Here is a 22,411-nt window from a genome sequence, read left to right as displayed (position 1 = left end):
AGCAAAGATAGCGCACGTGTCAGGAGGTCGCGGGCGCGGGCTCCCTCGACGGCGGCAGGGAGACGGGCCCGTGCGCCTCGTCGCCCGGTGTCTCCTTCCCGCCGGCGCCCGTACCCGGGTCCTGCGTGACCACGCCCGGCGACGGGGACGAGAGCGCGGGGCCCGGGGTCTGCGGTCCGGGCGACTCGGTCCCCGGCGACCGCGCGCCGGGCGACTCCGGCCCGGGCGCCTCGGTGCCGGGCGACTCCGTACCGGGGGACTCGGCGCCGGGCGTCTCCAGGCCGGAGTCGGACGGCGCGGGCGAGTCGCTCGCCACGACCTCGGTCTCCGCCGGCGGCAGCGCGGTCGGCGGCCCGTCCGAGGCCCCTCCGGTGGCGCGGGGCCGGGCGAATCCCATCGTGGCCTCCGGGTCGACAAGGACGAAAGTGGCGATCGGCCCCTTATGGGAATCCCGCGGCTGGACCCGGGTGACATTCCCCTTCTCGAATCCCGGCCAGGACCGGCCACTGTACGACGCGTTCCGGGTGGAGATCTTTTTGCCGGGCGGACTGAGGGGATTGCCGCAATTGCACTTCACCGTGGGCACTCCGTAACCATTGACCAGAACGCCCATTCCGGCCTGAAGGACGGCGGGGTCGCTCACCGCCTCCCCGTCCCGGTACCCGTGGTTGGTGACGAGCGTGTCGGTGCGCAGCAGCACCGGCGTCTGCCGCGACACGTACTGCGGGATGTCGCCCACCGGGATGCCCTGCACGCGCGCCCACGCCCGCGCCTTGTCGGGATGAGTCCGCAGGAAGGCGACGAGCCGCGCCCTGTCGCAGGTCGAAGCGCGGCGCGTGCCGCCGTAGAGTCCCGGTGCGTCCCCCTCCTTGGTGCCGCCCGCCTGCGGCCGCGCCTTCACGTCGACCCTGTCGGTGCCGGACACCAGCGTGTACGGGTCGGGCCCCGGCGATCCCACCGTCAGCCGCGTGATGGTCGCGCCGGCGTCCCCGCAGCCGGTCAGCGCGCCGGCCGCCACGAAGGCCGCGACGCACCCCGCCAGCGGCACGGCGCCGGCCCTGGACCGCGCAATCGTCGAACGAATCTGCAGCATCTCTTCTCCCGCTTCGGGCTCGCCGAACCTATACTCTTCGATGCCGGGCGGAGCGGTTTTGTGCCCGCGGGAATGCTCAATTTTTTTCGAGAGGGTGCGAATGGCGGGTCCTGTTCCCCTCACAGCGGCCGATCCCACCCGGCTCGGACGGTGGGAGCTGCTCGGCCGGATCGGCGCCGGCGGCCAGGGCGCGGTCTACCTCGGCCGGCCCGCCGAGCCGGGGCCCGGGCCGTCCCGCGTCGCCGTCAAGCTGCTGCACGCCCAGCTCGCCGGAGACGCCAGCGCGCGGGAGCGGTTCGTGCGCGAGATGGCCGTCCTTGAGCGGGTCGCCGGGTTCTGCACCGCGCAGATGCTCGCCGCCGACGTGGCGGGCGACCGCCCCTACATCGTCAGCGAGTACGTGCCGGGCCCGTCGCTGCGCGCCCTCGTCCGCGACCAGGGGCCGCGCACCGGCGCGGCGCTCGACCGGCTGGCGATCAGCTCCGTGACGGCGCTGTCGGCGATCCACCGCGCGAACGTCGTGCACCGCGACCTCAAGCCGCAGAACGTGCTGATGGGCCCGGACGGGCCGCGCGTGATCGACTTCGGGATCGCCCGCGCGTTCGACGCGAGCGCGACGATGACGAGCCAGGTGGTCGGCACCCCCGCCTACATGGCCCCCGAGCAGTTCACCGGGCGGGTCGGGCCGTCGGCCGACCTGTTCGCCTGGGCGAGCACCCTGCTGTTCGCCGCCACCGGCCGCGATCCCTTCGCGGGCGGCCCGCTGCCCGCGGTGATGTACCGGATCCTGCACGAGACGCCCGACCTCGGCGCCCTGCCCGGCCCGCTCGCCGAGGTCGCCGCCGCCTGCCTCGCCAAGGACCCGCAGGCCCGCCCCACCTCCGAGGACGTCCTGCTGTGGCTGCTCGGCGAGAGCGAGCGGCACGCCCGGCTGGAGATCCCTTCCGAGCACCTCACGGAGGACTTCGCCGGCCCGACGTCGCCGGTCCCGGGGCCCGCGACCGAGGTCGCGCCGCAGCCGGCCGCCGACACGTCCGCCCAGGGGTCCTGGGAGCAGACGCCGACCTGGCCCGGCCCGCCCACGTCGGCGCCCGCTCCGCCTTCACCCGCACCGCCTTCACCTGGACCGCCTTCGCCCGCACCGGCTCCCGCGCCCACGCCGACGCAGGGGCCGGCGCCCGCACCGGGCCCGCTGCCCCGGTCGCCCCGAGGCGTCCGGACGCTGCGGCGCGGCCCCGCGGTCGTGACCGGCCTGCTCCTCGCCGGCCTGCTCGCCGCCCTGGACGTCGCCGCCCTCGCGATCCTGATCGCCCGGCCGTCCCTCAGCGAGGGCCACCGGGGCGGCCTGCTGCCCGTGGTCGCCTCGTCGTTCGCGGTCGTCGCCGTCGTCACGCTGGTCGGGGTGATCCTCGCGTGGCGCGGCAGCCGCGCCGCCGCAGGGACGGTGATGGCCGCGCGTGTCGCCCGCGTCGCGATGTGGGCGGCCTGGGGCGCGCTCGTCGAGATCCAGCCGTCCGCGCTGGCCGGCCACGCCGTGGTGACCGCCCTGGTGGTGCTGTTCCTGGTCCGCGGCCTGTCCCGCTCACCGGTCTGACGCGCTCACCGGTCCTGTGCGGCGCGCTCGGACCACTCCTTGAGGTCGCGGCGCTCGATGGCGGCGGCCATCAGCCCGGGGAAGGCGTCGGGGGTGCACGCGAACGCCGGGACGCCCATCGCGGCCAGGGCCGCCGCGTTGTCGTGGTCGTAGGCGGGCGCGCCCTCGTCCGACAGGGCGAGCAGGACGACGACCTGCACGCCCGCCGCCGTCAGCGCCGCGACCCGCTGGAGCATCTCGTCGCGGACCCCGCCCTCGTACAGGTCGCTGATCAGGACGAGGGTCGTCTCGGCCGGTCGCGTCACCAGGCCCTGGCAGTACGCGACGGCGCGGTTGATGTCGGTGCCGCCGCCGAGCTGCGTGCCGAACAGCACCTCCACCGGGTCGTGGAGCTGGTCGGTGAGGTCGACGACGCTGGTGTCGAACACCACCAGCGACGTGCGCAGCGACCGCATCGACGCCAGCACCGCCCCGAAAACGCTCGCGTACACCACCGACGCCGCCATCGAGCCGCTCTGGTCGATCGCGAGCACCACGTCCCGCTTGACGGCCTGCCGCCGCCTGCCGTACCCGATCAGCCGCTCCGGCACGAGGGTGCCCTGGTCGGGCAGGTAGTGGCGCAGGTTGGCGCGGATCGTGCGGTCCCAGTCGACGTCGGCGAGCCGCCTCGGGCGCAGCACCCGCGCCGACCGGTCCAGGGCCCCGCCGACGGCCGAGCGGGTCTTCTGCGCGAGCCGCCGCTCCAGGTCGCGCACGACCGTGCGGACCACCGCGCGCGCCGACTCCCTGGCCTTGTCGGGCAGCACCCGGTTCAGCGACAGCAGCGTCCCGACGAGGTGGACGTCGGGCTCGACCGCGTCCAGCATCTCCGGCTCCAGCAGCAGCCGGGTGAGGTCGAGGCGCTCGATCGCGTCCTTCTGCATCACCCGCACGACGCTCGACGGGAAGTAGGCGCGGATGTCGCCGAGCCACCGGGCCACGGAGGGCGCCGAGTCGCCGAGCCCGGCGCCGCGCCGCCCCGGCCGCGGCCGCCCCTCGCCGCCCCCGGCCCCGTAGAGCCGCTCCAGCGCGCCGTCCATGCGGACGTCGTCGCCGTCCAGCGTCACGCCGGTCCCGTCGGCCTGGTCGCCGCCCAGCACCAGCCGCCAGCGCCGCAGCCGGTCGTCCGCGCCCTCCTCGGTCGCGCTCTCGTTCGTCATGAGGGGCTCTCCCATCCGAGGATCCGCAGGGCCGTGGCGGCCGCCGGGGCCGCCCGGGCCTCGTCGACGTCGTCCTCCGGCGGCCGGTCCCGCCCGGCGGGGGCGCGGCCCCGGCGGCGGAGCCGCTCGCCGATGGCGCGGCGCTCGGCGGCGGGGTAGGCGCCGAACGTGCGGCGCAGAAGGGGAAGGACGTCGGTGAACGAGTCGGCGGGCAGACCGGCGATCCACTCGTCGACGAGCCGCAGGAGCGCCTCGTCGTGCATGAGCAGGAGGCCGCCGCCGGCGAGGAAGCCCTCGACCCAGGCGGCGGCGCGGTCGGGCGCCGCGCCGACGGACACGGCCCGCGCCATCCGGTCGGGGACGTCGTGCAGCCGCCCGGCGTCCAGCAGCAGGCGGGTGAGGCGCCCCTCGATGAGGCCGTGCAGGGTGCCGGGGCGGTCGAGCAGGCCCTCCAGGGCGCGGCGCCACCGCTCGACGTGGCCCTCGTCGGCGAGCAGGGACAGGGCGCCGTGGACGGCGTCGACGTGCCCGAGGAACTCGCGGGCGGCGTCGTCGTCCAGCCCGGTGATCGCGGGCGGGAGCCCGACGCAGACGCGGACGACGAGGCCGTCGACCACCGTGCGGAGCGGGCCGGTGGAGGTGCCGCGGACGTCGCCGTAGCGCAGCGCGCGCACCAGCGCGGGCATCGCCGCCATCAGGTGCGCGACGTCGGTGTCGACCGCGGCGCGGTCGGCGAGGGCGCGCATGACCGCGGGGAGCGCGTCGCCGAGGTCGGCGAGCAGGCAGCGCTCGGCCACGGAGGTGAGGTCGGGGAGGGCGGCGGCGCTCTCGGCCGCCTCCCGCGCCCGGGCGGTGCTCGCGCCGCGCACGGTGGTGCCCCACGCGCTCGCCTCGATCAGCTCCACGTCGAACTCGGGCCGCCAGAGCAGCGTCCACGTCTCGCGGAACGTGCCCTTGGAGCGGCTCTCCGACGGGACGCCCCAGTTCACGTCCAGCATACGGAGCCGGTGCAGCAGGCGGCTGCGCTCCAGGTCGGTGGGCTTGCGCAGGTCGAGGTCCTGCTCCTTCTCGAGCGCGCTCGGCCTGAGCCTGAGCCGCCGCTGCTCGGCCTGGAGGTCGCGCTGCAGCGGCACCATCGGGGTCCGATCCGGGACGGCGCCGAGCCGCTCGCCGACGACCATCCGGTCCTGGATGAGCCGGACGGGCAGCTCGGCGCCCTCGCACAGGACGGCCCGGGTCGCCTCGGTGACCTCGTCCAGCCCGGCGAGGGGGCGCCCGCGCAGGGCGGCCAGGGCCTCGGCGAGCCGGACGGCCTCGATCACGTGCGCGGAGGAGACGTGCAGGTCCTCCTCGCGCAGGACGCGGGCGGCGGCGGTCAGCCAGCGCTCGATCGGGCGGTCGCGGGCCGCGAACAGGTGGTGGTACCAGCCGGGGGAGCGCACACCGGCGCCGTAGCCGGACCGCCCGGCGAGCCGCCCGTGCGTCCACGGCACCCACGTCATGGCGACCTTGGTCTTCGGCAGGCCGCGCAGCGTCTGGTCGTCGCGGCTCGCCGGGACCTTGGCGCGCAGGGCCGGGACGTGCCACGCCCCGCAGACCACGGCGACCCGCTCGTGGCCCTCCTTGAGGGCGCGCCGGACCGTCCGGCGCATGTGGGCCTCGCGCTGCTCCTCCCGGGCGGCCGGTCCGAGCTCGCCGCGCAGCTCCGCCATGGCCTCGGCGATGGCGGGGAACGGGGACGGGCCGCCGTGGCGGTGCTCGACCACGTCGTCCCACCAGCGCTCGGCGTCGTCGTACCCGGCGGCCTTCGCCAGCCAGCCGAGCGGGTCGAGCCTGACGCCCTCCTCGGGCGGCTCCTCCTCCGCCGCGGCGAGCTGGTTCGCGGCGGGCAGGTCGCAGAACCGGACGGGCACGCCCGCCGACAGCGCGTACCTGATCGCCTGCCATTCCGGGCTGAACTCGGCGAACGGCCAGAACGCGGCCCTGCGGTCGCCGTCGGCGGGGGCGGGGGAGTAGGCGAGCAGGGCGACCGGCGGCACCATCCCCGGGTCGCCCGCCAGCTCCACGATCGCGTCGGCCTCGGGCGGCCCCTCGACGAGCACCGCGTCCGGCTTGAAGTCCTCCAGCGCACCCCGCAACGCGCGGGCCGACCCCGGCCCGTGGTGCCGGATGCCGAAGACTTCGACCTGGCTCAAGAGACCTCCCGGCAGGCGCGGTAGAAGTCCCGCCACTCGGGGCGGTCCCGGACGACCGCCTCCAGGTACTCCTGCCACACGACGCGGTCGGACACCGGGTCCTGGACGACGGCGCCGACGATCCCGCCCGCCACGTCGGCGGCGCGCAGCACGCCGTCGCCGAAGTGCGCGGCCAGCGCCAGCCCACTGGTGATCACCGAGATGGCCTCGGCGGTGCTGAGGGTGCCGCTGGGCGACTTCAGCTTGGTGCGCCCGTCGGCCGTGGCCCCGGACCGCAGCTCCCGGAACACCGTGACGACGCGCCGGATCTCCTCCAGGCCCGCCGGGCTCTCGGGCAGCTCCAGCCCGGCGCCGATCTGGTCGACGCGGCGCGCGACGATCGCGACCTCGTCCTCGACGGACTCCGGCAGCGGCAGCACGACCGTGTTGAACCGGCGGCGCAGCGCGCTGGACAGCTCGTTCACGCCGCGGTCGCGGTCGTTGGCGGTCGCGATGACCGTGAAGCCCTTGCGCGCCTGCACCTCGGTGTTCAGCTCGGGCACGGGCAGCGTCTTCTCCGACAGGACGGTGATGAGGGTGTCCTGGACGTCGGAGGGCATCCGGGTCAGCTCCTCGATGCGGGCGACGGAGCCGCGCCGCATCGCGCGCATCAGCGGGCTCTCCACGAGCGCCCGCTCCGAGGGGCCCTCGGCGAGCAGCCGCGCGTAGTTCCAGCCGTAGCGGATCGCCTCCTCCGCCGTGCCCGCCGTGCCCTGCACGAGCAGCGTGGAGTCGCCGCTGATCGCGGCGGCGAGGTGCTCGGACACCCAGGTCTTCGCCGTGCCGGGGACGCCGAGGAGCAGCAGCGCCCGGTCGGTCGCGAGCGTCGCCACCGCGACCTCCATCAGCCGGCGCGGCCCCACGTACTTCGGGGTGATCGCCGTGCCGTCCGGCAGCTCGCCGCCGAGCAGGTACGCGGTGACGGCCCACGGCGACAGCCGCCACCCGGGCGGCCGGGGCCGGTCGTCGTGCTCGGCCAGCCGCGCCAGCTCGCCGGCGTGCTCCTGCTCGGCGTGCGGCCGCAGCACGGCGCCCGCGGTCGGCGCGGGGGAACCGTCCCCGAGGCCCGCCGGGCCTGCCTCTTCGGTCACTGGTCAAGCTCCTTCAGCATCTCGTCGCGGAAACGCAGGGTCGCGACCAGGTCGGTCACGGCCCGCGGGGCGGCCGGTCCGAGGGCCGCCAGGCGGACCGCGGCGGCCGGGTCGAGCCGCTGGTCGGCGAGCCGGCACAGCTGCGTGATCAAGTGCTCGTCGCGGCGGGTGGGGCGCTCGGCGGACGCGCTCAGCGTCTCGACCACCGCGGCGGCGAGCGGCCCGGCCCACGGACCGGGCACCCGTTCCAGGACCCGCAGCAGGCCGGGCCGCCCCTCCACCCAGCGGATCAGGTCGGCCGCCGCCGGGTCGCGCTCCGGGCCGGGCAGGACCGACAGCAGGTCGGCGAGGGCCTCCGGCTCGTCCACCATGACGCCGCCCTTGAGCAGCGCCCGCGCCCAGCCGGTGTCGCGCTGGCCGAGAGCGGCGCGGGCCCAGCCGATGTGGACGTCGCGCCCGTCGGAGTCGGAGACGGGCAGGCACACGATCTCCATGGGCGGCAGCCCGAACAGCTCCGTCCAGGTGGACAGGGGGGTGCGGGCCAGGATCTCGCGCAGCCACGCGGCGCGCGTCCCCACCGGAGCGCCGCCGCCGCGCGGCGCGAACGACCCGGTCGGGTGGAACGGGACGCCGTCGCGCGCCATGTCCTCGTCGTGGGCGTGCGGCGGCTCCACCCGGATCCACGTCTGCTTCCGGCCCTGGACCGTGCGCTCCTCGGCGGTCAGGCAGGCTCGGGCGCGCGCCGCCATGCGCTCCCCGTACGCCGAGCCCGGCATGCGGGCCAGCAGGTCGGACGCGATCTGCCGGACGTCCTTCCCGCGGTCGCCCAAGGCCGCCTCGAGGAACTCCTCGTCGTCGAGGGAGAGCCCGTGCCCGAACGTGGCGAGGAACGCCGCGCGGTCGGGGGCCGGCTCCTTGGCCCAGGTTCCCCGGAGGAGCTCCCGCGCGCGCTCCGGCTCGGTCTCGCGGAGCATGGTCAGGTAGGCCACCCGCCGGTTGCGCGTCCCGGTCTCCCACACCTCGGGGCCGCCGCCGGGGTCGTCGCCGGAGCCGACCAGGTAGGCCCAGTCCGTGTTCTGCAGGGCCAGCCACACGCCGCGCCGCCCGCACGCCCGCGTGATCGAGGGCCGCAGCATCCGGTCGCTGCGCCCCCGCTCCAGCAGCTCGGGAAGCGACTGGGCGGGCACCCGCAGGCCCCGGGCGGCCGCCGCGTCCAGCCATTCGGGCAGCACCCGGATCTGCTCGCCGCCGAGGATCCGCCGCAGCCGGGCCGCCGCCGCCCTCGGCACCGCCGGGACGTCCTCCACCGGGGCGAGCGCCACCGGCTCGGGCGCCGCGCCCGAAGGGGACTGCCCCGCCCGCCGCCGGACGGTCAGCAGCGCCGCCTGGTCGAGCAGGCGGCCCGCCTTGTCGTCGCCGCCGTCGCCGGGCGCCTCCGCCAGGACGGGCGGGTCGCGGCGCTCGGTGCCCAGCAGCGCGGCGGTGACGTGCTCGTCCCACGCGGTCACAGGACCACCGTCCCCTCGTCCTCGTGCCAGGCGGCCAGCGGGCGCAGGCCGCGCGGGCGCCACTCGCCGGCCAGGGTGACCGGCCCGCCGCCCGACAGCGCGAGCAGCCGCCACGGATCGCCGATCCGCAGCGGCAGCGCGTCTCCGGCGCCGTCGATGACGTACAGGTCTCCTTCTTCGGTGCGCGCCAGGCGGACGTCCTCCAGCGTCGCGGGCCAGCGGTCCAGCCACGGGTCGAGCGCGAGGGCGGCCGCGTGCTCGTCGAGGAAGCCCCGGACGGACGTCCCCGCGGGCGTGCCCCGCATGGGCGCCCCGTACCGCTCGGCGACCAGCGCCCGCAGCGGCTGCGCGCCCGGGTAGAAGGTCAGCTCCGCATCGATCTGCATACCCACGACGAGCGAACCGTCCAAGGACGTGCCCGGCGCGGCGAAGGAGAGCACGAGCGCGGGACGCCCCGTGCGGCTCCCGCGGAGCCACACCCTGCGCGTGGTGATCAGGTCTTGCGCGGTGTCGCGCGACCCGGTCACCGACCACAGGTCGCGCACCCGCTCCCCGCCGGACAGCACCTCCTCCTGGGGGACGGTGAACCCGACCCGCGAGCGGACGGTCTCGCGCAGCCCCTCGGGCAGCTCCTCCCGCCGCTGGTAGGCGCGGACGAGCAGCCGCAGCAGCGCGTACTCCTCCAGCAGGCGCCCGGGCCAGCCGGGCCGGCGCGGGATCGCGGCCAGGCCCCGGACCGGCCCCGCGAGCGCCCCCGCCTGGGCGTCGACGAGTCGCCGCGCCGCGTCGTCCCACAACCGGTAGGGGGCCTTCTCCGCCTGCGCGAGCCCATGCGCGACCTGGTCGCGGAGCCACTGGTCGAGCTCGGCGAGCCCGTCGTCGACCCGCCTGGACCGCCGCTCCGCCGTCTTCGGATCGCGGACCTTGGCCGCCGGGGCGGCCCGCCGCTCGGCCGCCCGGCCGGCGCGCTCTCGGCGGTCCTCCAGCCACTCGGCGACCCACGCGGGACGCGACCCGCCCCCGACGCCCTCCCCCGCGGGGGGCCGGCCCGTCTCACCCCCCGGAGCGCCTTCGGCTTCTTCTACCTCTGCGGGGGGACGACCCCCCGCACCCCCCGGAGCGCCTTCGGCTTCTTCTATGAGGCCGTCGGCCCACAGGAACAGCAACGCCAGGGCGTGCTTGCACGGGAACTTGCGGCTCGGGCACGTGCACCGGAACGCCGGGCCGGTCAGGTCGGCGCACGTCCGGTAGGAGGACTTGCCGCTGCCCTGGCACTCGCCCCAGACGGCCTCGTCGTCGCACCCCGTCCCCGCCCATTTGGCGGGCTTGGCGACGCCGCCCGCCGCTCTGGCGGACGACGCGTCGGGCGCGAGCCCGAGCACCTGCTCACGAGACCACCGATCCCTCACACAGCCGAAACTATCGGCGCCCTCGGACAGTCGGCGCCATGCGGCCCCGGTCCGGCGTCAGCCCACCCCGCCGAAGCCGGGCGGGGTGGGCAGGTCGGGCAGCGAGACGTCCGGGATGAGGAGCGCGCCGCCCGCCAGCAGGGCCAGCAGGGCGGTGGCGGCGAACAGGCCCACCCAGGCGAGCCCGGGGACGCCGGTGAGGTGGTGGAGCTGGTCGGCGTCGGAGCTCGGCGCCATGTGCCGGGCCCGCATGCGCTGCAGCTCGATCACCGGGCGGGTGCCGGCCAGCAGCAGGAACCAGGCGGCCAGGTAGGCGAACCCGGCCTGCACCGTGGCGCTGCCCAGCCACGACACCGCGAAGACCATCGCGCCCGTGACGATCACCGAGAGCGCCCCGTAGGCGTTGCGGATCATGATGAGCATCGCGGCGAGCAGGGCCAGGGTGAACCACAGCATCAGCGTGATGCGGCCGTCCTCCAGCAGCAGCGCGAACAGCAGGCCGAGCAGCGGCGGCGTGACGTACCCCGCCATCGCCGTGAAGATCATGCCGGGGCCGTGCGGCTTGCCGCGCGACACGGTCACGCCCGAGGTGTCGGAGTGCAGCTTGATGCCGTCCAGCTTGCGGCCGGTGAGCAGCGCGACCAGCGCGTGCCCGCCCTCGTGCGCGATCGTGACGGTGTTGCGCGCCATCCGCCAGGTCGGGCCGTGCACCACCGAGGCGAGCGCCACGAGGCCGACAAGGGCCACCAGCCACCACGGCGGATCCGGCTGCGTTCCCGTCACCCGGTGCCACAGGTCGGCGATGCTCACGTTTTCCACGTCCACCTCGGAGTCGTCGTCGCGATGCCCAACATTAGGACGTCCCGGATAACGTTCGCGTTCGGATCTCAGGCCGACGGACGGGGCAAGCCACAATCCCGCCCCACATCTGCTCGATGTCATGACGGATCGCCCGTAATCCGCCGGACCGGCATCGATCTACCAGGCCGATCTCCGCAAACCCATTCCGGAGCGCCCCGTATTGCCGTTAAGGTGCCTTCGCGCCCCGGGTCAGCGGCTCCCTGCTCCCGGCGCGCCGAGAGGGTGAACGGGGATTGAACGGGGACCGATCCTCCGCGCGGACCACCGGCCCGCGCGGTCATTTCCGATTCTTCCGGCGTGACAGGCTGACGGGCCAGCTCGCCGCCGGACTGGTCGGCGTGCTCGCCGTGGGCGCGCTCGTCTACGGCGTGGGCACGGCCAGCGCGCGGTACCGGCTCTCGGACGTGGGGGCCTGGCTGAGCGCGAGCGGCAAGGGCCTGGTCGTGCACGCCAACGGGCTGGCCGGCAAGGTCGACGGCAAGACCCCGGTGGTGCCGCAGATGCGCGGCCACCGCATCAGGATCGTCCAGGACGGCGCCACGGTGCTGCTGGTCGACGAGGAGACCGGCGTCGTCAGCCGGATCGACCCCTCCCAACTCAAGATCACCAAAAGCCGGCAGGCCGGCGGGCCGGGCATGCAGGTGCTCTCCGGCGCCGGCGCCGCCTACACCGTCGACCTCCTCAAGGGCGCCGTCCAGCAGATCGACCCGGTGACCCTGGCGCCGGTCGGCAGCCCCGCGACCCTCACCGCGCCGCTCGGGCAGGCGGGCATCGACGCCGACGGCGCGCTGTGGGTGCCCGTCCCGCAGACGGGCCGCGTGGTCCCGTTCAGGTCGGGCCGCCAGGGCGAGCCCGTCGCGGCGGGCAAGGCCGGCGACCGCCTCGCGCTGACGATCGCCGCCGGACGGCCCGTGATCACCGACAGCACGTCCGCCACGGCGCTGATCGTCCGCCCCGAGGGCACGCAGCGCGTCAACCTGCCCGCGCCCGTCGCGCGTGCCGCGGACGGGGTCAAGGTCCCGGCGGTCGCCGACGGGCAGATCGTCCCGATGCTCGGCGCGGGCGGCTCCCTCTACCTGCTGGACACGGGCGTCGGGCGGGTCGACTCGGTGGCCCTGCGCGTGCCGGACCACGCCTTCGAGCCCCCGCACGTCCTCGGGCGGCGCGTCTACCTGCCCGACCGGACGTCCGGCCGGCTGCTGGTCTTCAACACCGAGCGCAACGCCTGGGAGCGGCCCGTCGCGGCCGCGCGGCCCGGCGGCACGATCGAGATGCTCGTCCGCGACCACATGCTGTGGGTGAACGACCCCGACGGCCCCACCGCCCTCGCCTTCGGCCCGGACGGCGGCGTCAAGCGCATCGAGAAGTACGACGACAAGGTCCCCGGCAGCGCGCGGCGCCCGCTGCCCGTCCAGGCCAACCCGGGAGGCGGCCAGGGCAACCGCAACGGCGGCGGTGCGGGCAACGGCGGCACCCGCACGGCCACGCCGCCGAGCAGGCCCGCCAGGCCGCCGGTGAAGAAGGACCCCACCGCGCCCGACCCGCCCACGCCCGCGGCGTCCGGTGACAACGGCTCGATCAAGGTCCGGTTCACGGCGGCCGTACAGCCGCAGGGCGTCTACCCGGTGACGCGGTTCGTCCTGCTCGGCCAGAACGGCAAGCCGGTCGCGGGCGCGAGGCCGGCGCGATTCGCCGGGGCCGTCCAGGGCGGGACGTTCTCCGTCGGCGGCCTGACCTGCGACACGACCACCCACGCCTACAAGGTGGCGGCCGAGTACAAGGGGAAGGACGGCAAGCCCGCCTACAGCGAGTCCGGCGAGGTCGCCGCCACCGCCTGCACCGCCCCCGGCCCGCCGACCGGCCTCAGAGCGACCCCCGTGAACCACGGAGCGGACCTCAGATGGGCCGCCTCGTCCGGCTTCGACGTCACCTACGACATCGCCTGGAACGGCGGATCGGCCTCGACCAAGGCCACCTCGCACCAGGTCAGGAACCTCGCCAACGCGAGGACGTACACGCTGAAGGTGACCGCCCGCAACGGCGCCGGATCGTCCACGGCGGTGAGCGCGTCGGCGGATCTCAACCCGGACGCGCACGCCCAGCCCTACTCCGGCCACAACAACGACAACACCAACACGTGGCTGCACACCGGTCCGGGCACCGGCACGCCGCGCGACGGCCAGTTCCCCAAGGGCTTCACCGGCCAGGTGACGGTGTACTGCCAGCAGAGATCCGACCTGGTCCGGGACGAGAACAACCCCAGCCTCGTCAGCAACGTCTGGGACAAGATCGAGTACGAGGGCCGGACGCGCTGGGTCAGCGATCTGTACGTGAACACCCCCGGCTCGAACTCGGGGACGTTCTCTTCGTCACTGTGGGAGTGCACCTGATGACCGAGAACCCCGGGACGACCGCGGCGGTGGACGCGGACGCGCTGGCCGGGCGGTTCGCGCAGATGTTCGCGGCGCTGGCGGGCAACATCGAGCGGGTCGTGCGCGGCAAGCGGGAGAAGGTCGAGCTGGCGCTCACCTGCCTGCTGGCCGAGGGGCACCTGCTGGTCGAGGACGTCCCGGGCGTCGGCAAGACGACGCTGGCGCGGGCGATCGCGGCGTCCGTCGAGGCCAAGTGGGCGCGCATCCAGTTCACGCCCGACCTGCTGCCCAGCGACATCACCGGCGTGTCGATCTTCAACCAGGGGGCGGGCGAGTTCGAGTTCCACCCCGGACCGATCTTCGCGAACCTGGCCGTGGCGGACGAGATCAACCGCGGCTCGCCCAAGACGCAGTCCGCGCTGCTGGAGGTCATGGAGGAGCGCCGGGTCACCGTCGAGGGCGTCCCGCATCCGGTGCCGCGCCCGTTCATGGTGATCGCCACGCAGAACCCCGTCGACATGGACGGCACCTACCCGCTGCCGGAGGCGCAGCTCGACCGGTTCCTGATGCGCATCTCGATGGGCTACCCCGACCACCAGGCCGAGGTGGCGCTGCTCGCCGGCGCCCCGACCGGCGCGGTGCTCGACCAGATGCCGCCGGTGCTGAGCCGCGAGGACCTCGCCCGGATGATCGAGTTCGCGCAGCGGCTGCACGTCGCGCCGCCGCTGTACGACTACCTCGTGCGCGTCGTCGCGGTCACCCGCGAGCACCCGGACCTGCGGCTCGGCGCGAGCCCGCGGGCCGGGATCGCGCTGCTGCGCGCCGCGCGGGTGCGGGCGGCGGCGGCCGGCCGCTCCTACATCGTTCCCGAGGACGTCAAGGCGCTCGCGGTCCCCGTCATCGCGCACCGGCTGATCGTCACGCCGGAGGCCGAGCTGCGCGGGCGCTCGGGCGCCGACGTGGTCGCCGAGGCGCTGGGCGACGTGCCGACGCCGCAGGCCGCCGGGGTGTGACGTGCTGACGCCGCTCGGATGGGGGACGGCGGCCGGTTCGGTCCTGCTGTACGCGGCGGGCTGGTGGCTCGGCTATCCCGAGCCCGCCGTGCTGGCCGTCGCGGGCCTGGCCGCGGTGGGGGCGGCGGCGCTGTGGACGCTGCCGCGCCCGAAGCTGGAGGTCGCCAGGGAGATCGCGCCGGCGCGGGTGGCGCGCGGCGAGCCCGCCGTCGGGGTCCTGCACGTGACGAACAAGGGGCGCGGCGTGCGCGGGCTCAGCGCCGAGGACGCGGCGGGCTCCACGCCTGTCGCGGTCGACATCCCGCGGCTGCGCCCGGGCGGCGGGCGCACCGTGACCTACCGGCTGCCGACGTCCCGGCGCGGCGAGATCCCGGTGGGGCCGCTGCGGCTGGTGCGCGCCGACCCCCTCCGGCTGGCGCGCCGGGTGCGCGAGTACGGGACGCCGCGGGTCCTGCTCGTCCGGCCGAGGACGGTGCGGCTGTCGCTGCTGCCGTCCGGGCGCGCCTACCACCTGGAGGGCCCGACCAGCGACAGGTCCCCGGCGGGGACGGCGACGTTCCACGCGCTGCGCGAGTACGTGATCGGGGACGAGCTGCGCCACATCCACTGGAAGTCGTCGGCGCGCACCGGGACGCTGATGGTCCGCCAGCTCGTGGACGCCAGCCTGCCCACGACGACGGTCGTGCTGGAGGCGCGCCCCGGCTCGTGGTCCGAACCCGACGACTTCGAGCTCGCCGTGGACGCCGCCGCGTCGGTCGCGGCCGGGGCGGCGTCGGCGAGCTTCCCCGTCCGGATCCTCGCCGGCGACGGTCAGGTGGCCGACACGCGGGGCGGGCCGGACGACGTGGAGGTCCTCCTCGACCGGCTCACCTCCGTCCGCACGCGTGAGGGGGCGCGCCCGGTCGTGGACGCGGTGCGCCGCGTGCGCCCGGGCGGGTCGCTCGTCGTCATCACCCCGGACGCCGCCGAGCTCGGGCGCATCGCGGCCGTCCGCAGCCGGTTCGACCGGATCGTCGTGCTGCGGGTCCGCCCGAAGGCTCCCGCGTCGGTGCCGCCCGGCGTCCAGCTCGTCGACTTCGCCGACCTGGAGGGGCTGGCGGAGGCGTGGCACCGGCTGGGGAGCGCCCGGTGACGCGGTACGCGTCGATCGCCGTGACGGCCTGCCTGGTCGCCGTCGCCGGTCTGGCGTTCCAGCGGGTCTTCGGGCTCGGGCCGGTCGTGCCCGTCGCCGCCGTCGCGGCGGCGGCGCCGACGCTGCTGTGCGGGCTGCTGTCGGGGCCGCGCAAGGACAAGGGCCCCTGGCCGCTGTGGATCTCGCTGGTGCTGACCGTCCTCGCCTGGGCGGCGACGGTCTCGGCGACCGTCCTGCGTCCCGCCCTCGGGGACGGGACGCTGCCGCAGACGCTGCGCGAGGGGGTGCTCGGCGCGTGGAAGTCGATCCTGACCACGCTGCTGCCCGCCCCCGCGAAGCCGGAGTACCTCGTCCTGGTCCACGTGGTGGTGTGGCTGGCGGCGTTCGCTGCGGCGGAGCTGGCGCTGCGCACCTCGCTGCGCGCCCTGCCCTGCGTGCCCGCGCTCGGCGTCTGGGCGGTCGCGCTGCTGCTCGGGGTGGACGGCCCGGGATCCAACCTGCCGCTCGCCGCCGCGACCGTCGTGCTCATCGCCGTGCTGGTCCTCGTCCGCGCGGACGGGCCGGGCTCGGGCGTCGCGTGGCGGCCCCTGCTGATCGGCGTCCCCGCCGCGGCCGTCCTCGGGGCGCTGGCGTTCGCCGCCGGTCCCGTCGTCCCGGTCAGCGCGGACCCCTACGACCCGCGCGAGCAGGTGCAGGCGCCGCCGCCGCAGCAGCGCGACGGCGTCAGCCCGCTGGACCGCGTCGGCGGCTGGCTGCTCAGCCCCGACCAGGTGATGTTCACCGTCCAGGCGAAGCGGGGCGAGATCGAGCGGCTCGCCGTCCTGGACCGGTTCGACGGGGTGACCTGGTCGTCCACGGCCCGCTTCGTCCCCACCGGGAGCCGCGTGCCGCAGGGGCCGGAGCCGGACCGCGAGCACGAGGTCGCGCAGCGCATCACCATCCGCGACCTGCCGGGCGTGTGGGTGCCCGCCGCCGACCGGCCGCGGGAGGTCACCGGGCTCCCCGTCGTCGTCGACCCCGGCAGCGGCGCGCTGGCCGCCGCGCAGCCGCTGCGCCCCGGCCAGACCTACCGCGTCGACTCCGTCGTCCCCGAGTGGACGGCCGACGACCTCGCCGGGGCCGAGGTCGCCGGCGACGCCGAGGCCAGGGCGGCGCGGGAGCTGCCGTGGGGGCCGGGCGCGAAGGAGCCGCCCGTCCAGATCGCCGAGTTCCGCAGGTTCGCCCAGGCCGCGACGCGGGGCGCCGTGTCGCCCATCCAGAAGGCCGCGATGCTCGCCGAGTACCTCAAGCGGTACGCCAGGTACGACGTCACCGCCCCGCCCGGGCACAGCTACCGGCAGCTCGACTACTTCCTCGGCGAGGGCAGGCGCGGCACGCCCGAGCACTTCGCGACCGCCTACGCCCTGCTCGCCCGGACGATCGGCCTGCCGTCCCGCGTCACGGTGGGCTTCGACGGCGGCGACCGCGCGGGCGACACCGTCCAGGTCCGGTCCGGGGACGTGATGGTGTGGCCGGAGATCAAGTTCGACCGGCTCGGCTGGATCCGGTTCAACCCGCTGCCCGACAGCGCGCGCCGCTCCAAGAAGAACGACTCCGTCGCGGCGGGCGAGACCGAGCAGAAGCTGGAGCAGGCCCAGAAGAACGCGGCCTCCCAGCAGCGCGGCCAGGGGCCGGGCGACACGACGCAGAAGGGTCCGCGGAAGCCGGCCGCCTCGGAGGGCGGTCCCGCGCCGTGGTGGGTGTTCGCCGCGCTCGCGGCGGGGGCGCTCGCCGTCGGCTACCTGGGCGCCGTCCTCCTCGCCCCCGCCCTGCGGAAGCGGCGCCGGAGGGCCGGGCCGCCCGCCGCCCGCATCACCGGCGCGTGGCACCAGGCGCTCGACCACCTCGCCGACGTCGGCCTGTCCACGGCCCGGACGCTGACCGCGCACGAGGTCGCCCGCTTCGGGGCGTCCGCCGTCGGCGACGACGCCCACGGCCACCTCGGGCCGCTCGCCGACCTGGTCAACCGCAGCCGGTTCGCCGCGTCCCAGCCGGACCCCGGCGCCGCCGACCGCGCGTGGCGGCACACCGACGAGCTCGGCCGCCTCGTCACCGCCAGGGCCGGGCGGCTGCGCCGGTTCCGGCGCCGCCTGCACCCGCGGTCGCTGCGGGACCGCCGGGCCGTCAGGACGCGGGGACGCTGACCGCGATCTCGCCGCCGAGCACGGCGCCCGTCTCCAGCTCCAGGTCGTCCCCGCTCCAGAACCGGCCCGGGTCGAACCAGTTCGGGCGGCGCCCCTTCGGCAGCAGCCCCATGGACTGGTACGTCACCGCGACGATCTCCGCGCAGAACGCCGTCTCCAGGTTCGCGTCCCGCTCGGCCGGCCGCCGGATCGGCACCCGCCCGCGCAGCCACCGCGTCGCCAGCTTCGACGTCGAGGGGAACGGCGTGCCGTCCAGCCGCGCCACCGCGCGCAGCGCCGCGTCCTCCATCGCCCGGGTCGGCGGCGGGTCGAGCTGCCGCAGCCAGGCCCGCTGCCCGTAGCGGTTCCCCCAGGCCAGCACCGCGTCCCGCAGGTCGTGCAGCTGCGCGCCGCGGTGGTGCCCGCCGGTCCACATGTCCCGCAGCGAGCGGCCGAGCTCGGCGTGCCACATCAGCGGGGGCAGGTCGTCGATCACCACCGCCATGCCGACGTGGTTGACGGGGCTGTTGGTGGTCATCTGGATGGCGCGGTCGGCGACCGTCCGGCCGCGGAACAGCCACACGTCCCCGGTGCGGGTCAGTTCGGCGGCCTCGGCGAGGGAGATGCTCGTGCCCGGCATGGTCGCTACGGTAGCCGTATGCGCACGTTGCGAGGGTCCGGCCTGGTGAAGGCATCGAATCTCTGGAAGGCACTGGGCGTCGCGGGGTTCCTCGGGGTCGCCGCGACCGGGGCCGTGATCGTGCGCGCCGAGCGCCGCCGCCGCTCCTACACCCCCGAGGAGATCCGCGAGCGCCTCCACGAGCGGCTGGACGGGCCGCCGGAGGAGCCGGCATGACGGTGCGCCCCGTCCGGCCGCCCGGCCCGGACGACCTGGACCGCGCCTGGCGCGCCGTGTCCGCCGAGCTCGCCCCCACGCCGCTGGTCCCGTCGGGCGTGGCGCCGGGCGCGCTGCTGAAGCTGGAGACGTTCCAGCCGGTCGGCGCGTTCAAGGTGCGGGGCGCGCTCGCGGCCGTCGCCGCGCTCCCCGCCGGGGAGCCGGCCGTCACGGCGAGCGCGGGCAACCACGGCCTCGGCATGGGGTACGCCGCCGCGAGGGCGGGCGCGGACGTCACCGTGGTGGTCTCGACCCGCGCGTCGCAGGTCAAGGTCGACAGGATCCGCGCGTTCCCGGTGCGCCTCGTCCAGCACGGGACGACCTACGACGAGGCCGAGGCGCACGCGATGACGCTGCCCGGCCGCTACGTCTCGCCCTACAACGACCCGGCGGTCATCGCGGGGCAGGGCACCATCGGGCGCGAACTCGACGCGCAGGCGGACGGCCCCCTCACGGTCGTCGCGCCCGTCGGCGGCGGGGGGCTCGTCGCCGGCCTGTGCCTGTGGGCGCGCGAGCGCGGCGACGTGCGGGTCGTGGGCGTGGAGTCGGCGGTGTCGCGCGGCGTCTCGGCGTCGGTGGCGGCCGGGCGGGTCACCCGGGTCGAGGTCGGCGACACGTTCGCCGACGGCCTGCCCGGCAACCTCGAACCCGGCTGCGTCACCCCCGGGGTCATCGGGGACACCGCCGAGCTGACGTCGGTGACCGACGACGAGATCCGCGCGGCGCTGCGCCTGCTGTTCCACGAGCACGGCCTCGTCGCCGAGGGCGCGGGCGGCGCGGCGGTCGCCGCCGTCATGGCCGGCAAGGTCGAGGCCGCCGGGCGCCTGGTGGTGGTCGTGTCCGGGCGCAACATCACCGCCGCGGAGTACGGCGCCGCCATCGGCGGAGGCTGAGCGCCGCCGTTTCGCGGGAACACCGGCGCCGAGGGGACGCGAGCGGCTACGGTGTCCCCTGCGAAATGGGTGGGGGATTTCAGGACATGGCGGGCCTGGGCGTTTTCTTCCGACGTGATCGGCTGACGGGGCAGGTGGCCGTCGGGCTCACCGGCGTGCTCGTCATCGCCGCCGTCGTCTACGGGGTGGGCGTCGCGAGCGCCAAGTACCGGATCGCCGATGTCGGCGCCTGGCTCACCGCGCGGGACAAGGGCCTCGTCGTGCACGTCAACGGGCCCGCGGCCAAGGTGGACGGCAAGACCGGCGTGCCCCCGCAGATGCGCGGCCACGACATCAGGATCGTCCAGGACGGCGCCACCGTCCTGATCGTCGACCAGGACACCGGCGTCGTCAGCCGGCTCGACCCCTCCCAGCTGGACGTCGGCGCGAGCCGCCCCCTCGGCCGCGGCCTCCAGGTCCTCGCGGGCGCCGGGAAGGCCTACACGGTCGACTCCGTCAAGGGCGTCGTCCAGCAGATCGACCCGGTCGGCCTGACGCCGGTCGGCGCGCCCGCGACGCTCCCGCCCGTCCTCGGGCAGGCGGGCATCGACGCGCGCGGCGCACTGTGGGTGCCCGTGGCGAAGGACGGGCAGGTCACGGCGTTCAAGGACGGCCGCTCGCAGCCGCCGGTCCGCGTCGGCGGGCCGGGGGACGACCTCGCGCTCACCATGGCCGCGGGCGACCCGGTCGTCGTGAACTCCACGAACGCCACCGCCACCGTCGTCAAGCCGTCGGGGACGCGCCTGACGGTCGGGCTGCCCGCCACCGTCAGGCAGGCGGGCCGCGGCGGCGTGCTCGCCCCGCCCGCCACCGAGGGCAAGACCGTCCCGCTGCTGGTGCCCGGAGCCGGGTCGCTGGTGACCGTGGACACCGACACCGGGCGGTACTCCAGCACGCGGCTCGCCATGCCGAGGCACCGGTACCGGCCGCCGCAGATGCTCGGGCCCAAGGTCTACATCCCCGACGAGACGGCCGGGGCGCTGCTCGTGTACGACTCGGCGGGCAACCGCTTCGAGACGCCGGTCCCGGTCAGCGGGCGGCCCGCCAGGCTGGACGTCTTCGTCCGCGACGGCCTGCTGTGGGCGAACGACCCGTCCGGCCCGCGCGCCGTCGTGATCGACGGGCAGGGCGGCCGCAAGGGCATCGACAAGTACCGGGACAGGGTGCCGGGCGGCCCGGCGCGCCGCGCCATCCCGCAGCCCGGCGGCGGCGGCGCGCCGCAGCCGCCGCGGACCGCACCGCAGGACCCCCGCCGCCCGCGTCCCGGCGCGCCGCCCGCCGCGCCGCTCAACGTGTCGGTCACGCCCGGGGCGGGCACGATGCGGATCGACTTCCAGCCCTCGGACGGCGAGGGGATCATCGGGTACGCGCTGAAGGACGTCCCGCCCGGCCTCGCGGCGAGCCCGGCCGCGATCGCGCCGGGCGCGGGGCCCTTCACGTTCACGGTCACCGGCGGCGACTGCGCCCGCGAGTACCGCTTCCGCGTCGCCGTCCGCTACCGGGACGGCCGCGGACGCATCCGGGAGCAGGTGTCGGCGCCCAGCGACCCCGCCCGCCCGTGCGTGACGCCCGGCGCGCCGACGGGCCTCAAGGCGCAGGCCACCTCGTCCGGGACGAAGGTCTCCTGGACGGCCCCGCCCGGCGCGTCCGCCTACCGGATCGGCTGGGACGGCCCGGTCAAGGGGGCCCGGACGGTGCCCGCGGCCACGGGCTCGGCCATGACCGCGACGCTCGGGGAGGTGTGGACGAACGGGCCCTACACCTTCACCGTCGCCGCCGTGAACGACGCGGGCACGGGCGCCGCCGCGACGCTCGACGCCAGTCTCACCGGGCCGGCGGCCAGGTACCCGGTGGAGCGCAACGGGAACTCCAACGCCTACATCCGGGCCACCGCCGACGCCAACAACGGCACGACCGTCGCCACCATGACCGACAACAACGGCGAACTCGTCGTCGTGAACTGCCAGAAGAAGGGCGTCTACTACAGGCACCCCAGGGACGCCAGCCTCGCCGGCGACATGTACGCCAACATCACGTGGAGCGGCAAGACCGGCTACGTCATCGGGTACCTGGTCAACACGCCGGGCGACTGGAGGAGCCTCGCGGGGCCCGCGGTCTGGACGTGCGCGCCCTGACCCGCGGACCCTCCGCGAGAGCTACGGCTTGGTGCGCTTCTTGGCCTTGCCGACGCAGGCGGGCGCCGACCACGCCACGTCCGGCGCCTGGCCCTGGTTGAGGCGCAGCACCGCGCCGACCTTGAAGCAGTGCGCCGTGTTCGGCCGCAGGCCCGGCATGGTCGCCGACTGCGAGCCGGCCCTCACCGACACGATCGGCTGGGTCCCGGCGGGCTGCTGCTGGACGAGCAGCGGCAGCCCGCGCGCGGCGGGCGGCAGCGTCCAGAGCAGCGCCGCCGTCCGGCCGACCTGCCGCGCGACCACCTTGCGCGGACGGGTCGCCGCGAGCTGCGAGGCCGGGATCGGCTGAGGCGCGGTGTGGGTGGTCTGCCCCTGCGGGGCGGTCTGGGAGGGCGGCGGCGACGTGGCGGCGGTCCCGCCCTTGTCGTCGCCGCCCCCCGACAGCGCGAGCGCCCCGATGCCGAGGGACAGCCCGCCGACGAGCACGATCCCGCCCACCACGATCAGGCCGCGGCGCGGGCCGTGGTGCGGCTGGTCCCAGGTGGTCTGGTGCGGGCCCCCGTGCGGCGCTGTGTGCGGTGAGGTGTGCGGCGACGTGGAGGAGCCGCTCGCGGGCCGGTCGCCCGCCCGGGGCGCCGAGGCCGGGGGCCATGCGGCCTCCGGGGCGGGGCGCGGACCCTCCTGGGGGAGGACGGTCTCGCGCGTCTGGGGCGGGAGGGCGTTCGGCGCCCATGGCGACCGCGGAGGCGCCGGCGGTGGTGTCGGCGCGGCGAGGGGCGCC

16 protein-coding genes and 1 pseudogene are annotated in these 22,411 nt (G+C 76.0%); 8 read left to right on the top strand and 9 right to left on the bottom strand.

Going from position 1 to position 22,411, the window contains the following annotated elements; translation table 11 throughout:
• Window positions 1–19: 19 nt before the first annotated feature.
• Window positions 20–1,093: a DUF6777 domain-containing protein gene (locus tag AB0K37_RS14310; protein ID WP_363979941.1), complete on the bottom strand. Its 1,074-nt coding sequence runs from the start codon at window positions 1,091–1,093 to the stop codon at window positions 20–22.
• A 100-nt stretch (window positions 1,094–1,193) separates the two neighbouring features.
• Between AB0K37_RS14310 and AB0K37_RS14305 the strand changes: the two genes are divergently transcribed.
• Window positions 1,194–2,687 carry a serine/threonine-protein kinase gene (locus AB0K37_RS14305; protein ID WP_363979938.1) on the top strand — a complete coding sequence of 498 codons (1,494 nt, stop codon included), beginning with the start codon at window positions 1,194–1,196 and terminating at the stop codon, window positions 2,685–2,687.
• Between the two features lie 5 nt (window positions 2,688–2,692).
• Here AB0K37_RS14305 and AB0K37_RS14300 read toward each other — a convergent pair whose 3' ends face one another.
• Genes AB0K37_RS14300 through AB0K37_RS14275 form a run of 6 tightly spaced genes read right to left on the bottom strand, consistent with a single transcriptional unit; the run spans window position 2,693 to window position 10,953 of the window.
• The gene (locus AB0K37_RS14300) at window positions 2,693–3,886 is read right to left on the bottom strand and encodes a VWA domain-containing protein (RefSeq protein WP_363979935.1); all 1,194 of its coding nucleotides are present in this window, start codon (window positions 3,884–3,886) and stop codon (window positions 2,693–2,695) included.
• Window positions 3,883–6,081 (bottom strand): DUF5682 family protein, encoded by a 2,199-nt coding sequence (locus AB0K37_RS14295; RefSeq protein WP_363979932.1) that lies wholly within the window; start codon window positions 6,079–6,081, stop codon window positions 3,883–3,885. The genes AB0K37_RS14300 and AB0K37_RS14295 overlap by 4 nt, the downstream gene beginning before the upstream one ends.
• Window positions 6,078–7,148, bottom strand: a complete 1,071-nt coding sequence (locus tag AB0K37_RS14290) for an AAA family ATPase (RefSeq protein WP_363980011.1) — start codon at window positions 7,146–7,148, stop codon at window positions 6,078–6,080. The genes AB0K37_RS14295 and AB0K37_RS14290 overlap by 4 nt, the downstream gene beginning before the upstream one ends.
• A gap of 59 nt (window positions 7,149–7,207) precedes the next feature.
• A complete protein-coding gene (locus AB0K37_RS14285) occupies window positions 7,208–8,719 on the bottom strand; it encodes a DUF5691 domain-containing protein (protein WP_363979929.1) in 1,512 nt (503 codons plus the stop codon).
• Complete coding sequence (locus AB0K37_RS14280; protein WP_363979926.1) at window positions 8,716–10,128, bottom strand: SWIM zinc finger family protein; 1,413 nt, start codon at window positions 10,126–10,128, stop codon at window positions 8,716–8,718. The genes AB0K37_RS14285 and AB0K37_RS14280 overlap by 4 nt, the downstream gene beginning before the upstream one ends.
• A 57-nt stretch (window positions 10,129–10,185) precedes the next feature.
• Window positions 10,186–10,953, bottom strand: coding sequence for a M50 family metallopeptidase (locus AB0K37_RS14275; RefSeq protein ID WP_363979923.1), 768 nt, complete (start codon window positions 10,951–10,953; stop codon window positions 10,186–10,188).
• Window positions 10,954–11,222: 269 nt separating this feature from the next.
• Between AB0K37_RS14275 and AB0K37_RS14270 the strand changes: the two genes are divergently transcribed.
• The 4 genes from AB0K37_RS14270 to AB0K37_RS14255 are packed head-to-tail and all read left to right on the top strand — an operon-like array spanning window position 11,223 to window position 17,689.
• On the top strand, window positions 11,223–13,379 hold the full coding sequence (locus tag AB0K37_RS14270) for a fibronectin type III domain-containing protein (RefSeq protein WP_363979920.1): 2,157 nt from the start codon (window positions 11,223–11,225) through the stop codon (window positions 13,377–13,379).
• On the top strand, window positions 13,379–14,374 hold the full coding sequence (locus AB0K37_RS14265; protein WP_363979917.1) for a MoxR family ATPase: 996 nt from the start codon (window positions 13,379–13,381) through the stop codon (window positions 14,372–14,374). Before AB0K37_RS14270 ends, AB0K37_RS14265 begins: the two co-directional genes overlap by 1 nt.
• A gap of 1 nt (window position 14,375) precedes the next feature.
• Window positions 14,376–15,506 carry a DUF58 domain-containing protein gene (locus tag AB0K37_RS14260; RefSeq protein ID WP_363979914.1) on the top strand — a complete coding sequence of 377 codons (1,131 nt, stop codon included), beginning with the start codon at window positions 14,376–14,378 and terminating at the stop codon, window positions 15,504–15,506.
• Window positions 15,503–17,689, top strand: a complete 2,187-nt coding sequence (locus AB0K37_RS14255) for a DUF3488 and transglutaminase-like domain-containing protein (RefSeq protein ID WP_363979911.1) — start codon at window positions 15,503–15,505, stop codon at window positions 17,687–17,689. Before AB0K37_RS14260 ends, AB0K37_RS14255 begins: the two co-directional genes overlap by 4 nt.
• On the opposite strand, the gene AB0K37_RS14250 is transcribed toward AB0K37_RS14255, so the two are convergent.
• On the bottom strand, window positions 17,670–18,308 hold the full coding sequence (locus tag AB0K37_RS14250; protein ID WP_363979908.1) for a hypothetical protein: 639 nt from the start codon (window positions 18,306–18,308) through the stop codon (window positions 17,670–17,672). The genes AB0K37_RS14255 and AB0K37_RS14250 overlap by 20 nt on opposite strands.
• 18 nt (window positions 18,309–18,326) lie before the next feature.
• Here AB0K37_RS14250 and AB0K37_RS14245 point away from each other — a divergent pair, with 18 nt between their 5' ends.
• The 3 genes from AB0K37_RS14245 (at window position 18,327) to AB0K37_RS14235 (ending at window position 21,630) form a co-directional block, all read left to right on the top strand.
• Window positions 18,327–18,524: a hypothetical protein gene (locus AB0K37_RS14245; RefSeq protein WP_363980014.1), complete on the top strand. Its 198-nt coding sequence runs from the start codon at window positions 18,327–18,329 to the stop codon at window positions 18,522–18,524.
• Window positions 18,521–19,456: a pyridoxal-phosphate dependent enzyme gene (locus AB0K37_RS14240; RefSeq protein WP_363979905.1), complete on the top strand. Its 936-nt coding sequence runs from the start codon at window positions 18,521–18,523 to the stop codon at window positions 19,454–19,456. The genes AB0K37_RS14245 and AB0K37_RS14240 overlap by 4 nt, the downstream gene beginning before the upstream one ends.
• A gap of 86 nt (window positions 19,457–19,542) precedes the next feature.
• Entirely contained in the window at window positions 19,543–21,630 is a 2,088-nt protein-coding gene (locus AB0K37_RS14235; protein WP_363979902.1) for a hypothetical protein, read from the top strand.
• A gap of 21 nt (window positions 21,631–21,651) precedes the next feature.
• On the opposite strand, the pseudogene AB0K37_RS14230 reads toward AB0K37_RS14235, so the two are convergent.
• Window positions 21,652–22,411, bottom strand: a pseudogene (locus AB0K37_RS14230) (hypothetical protein); the annotation flags it as partial.

Source organism: Actinomadura sp. NPDC049753 (genome assembly GCF_040674655.1).
Taxonomy (GTDB): Bacteria; Actinomycetota; Actinomycetes; order Streptosporangiales; family Streptosporangiaceae; genus Spirillospora; species Spirillospora verrucosospora.
The sequence above is the reverse complement of the archived record's forward strand: the minus strand, read 5'-3'. Positions and strand labels throughout refer to the sequence as shown.

Excerpts from the sequence above, each read along its gene's own strand:
- AB0K37_RS14235 (WP_363979902.1), top strand. The coding sequence starts at position 19,543 with ATGGCGGGCCTGGGCGTTTTCTTCCGACGTGATCGGCTGACGGGGCAG.
- AB0K37_RS14265 (WP_363979917.1), top strand. The coding sequence starts at position 13,379 with ATGACCGAGAACCCCGGGACGACCGCGGCGGTGGACGCGGACGCGCTG.
- AB0K37_RS14250 (WP_363979908.1), bottom strand. The coding sequence starts at position 18,308 with ATGCCGGGCACGAGCATCTCCCTCGCCGAGGCCGCCGAACTGACCCGC.
- AB0K37_RS14240 (WP_363979905.1), top strand. The coding sequence starts at position 18,521 with ATGACGGTGCGCCCCGTCCGGCCGCCCGGCCCGGACGACCTGGACCGC.
- AB0K37_RS14310 (WP_363979941.1), bottom strand. The coding sequence starts at position 1,093 with ATGCTGCAGATTCGTTCGACGATTGCGCGGTCCAGGGCCGGCGCCGTG.
- AB0K37_RS14300 (WP_363979935.1), bottom strand. The coding sequence starts at position 3,886 with ATGACGAACGAGAGCGCGACCGAGGAGGGCGCGGACGACCGGCTGCGG.
- AB0K37_RS14305 (WP_363979938.1), top strand. The coding sequence starts at position 1,194 with ATGGCGGGTCCTGTTCCCCTCACAGCGGCCGATCCCACCCGGCTCGGA.
- AB0K37_RS14245 (WP_363980014.1), top strand. The coding sequence starts at position 18,327 with ATGCGCACGTTGCGAGGGTCCGGCCTGGTGAAGGCATCGAATCTCTGG.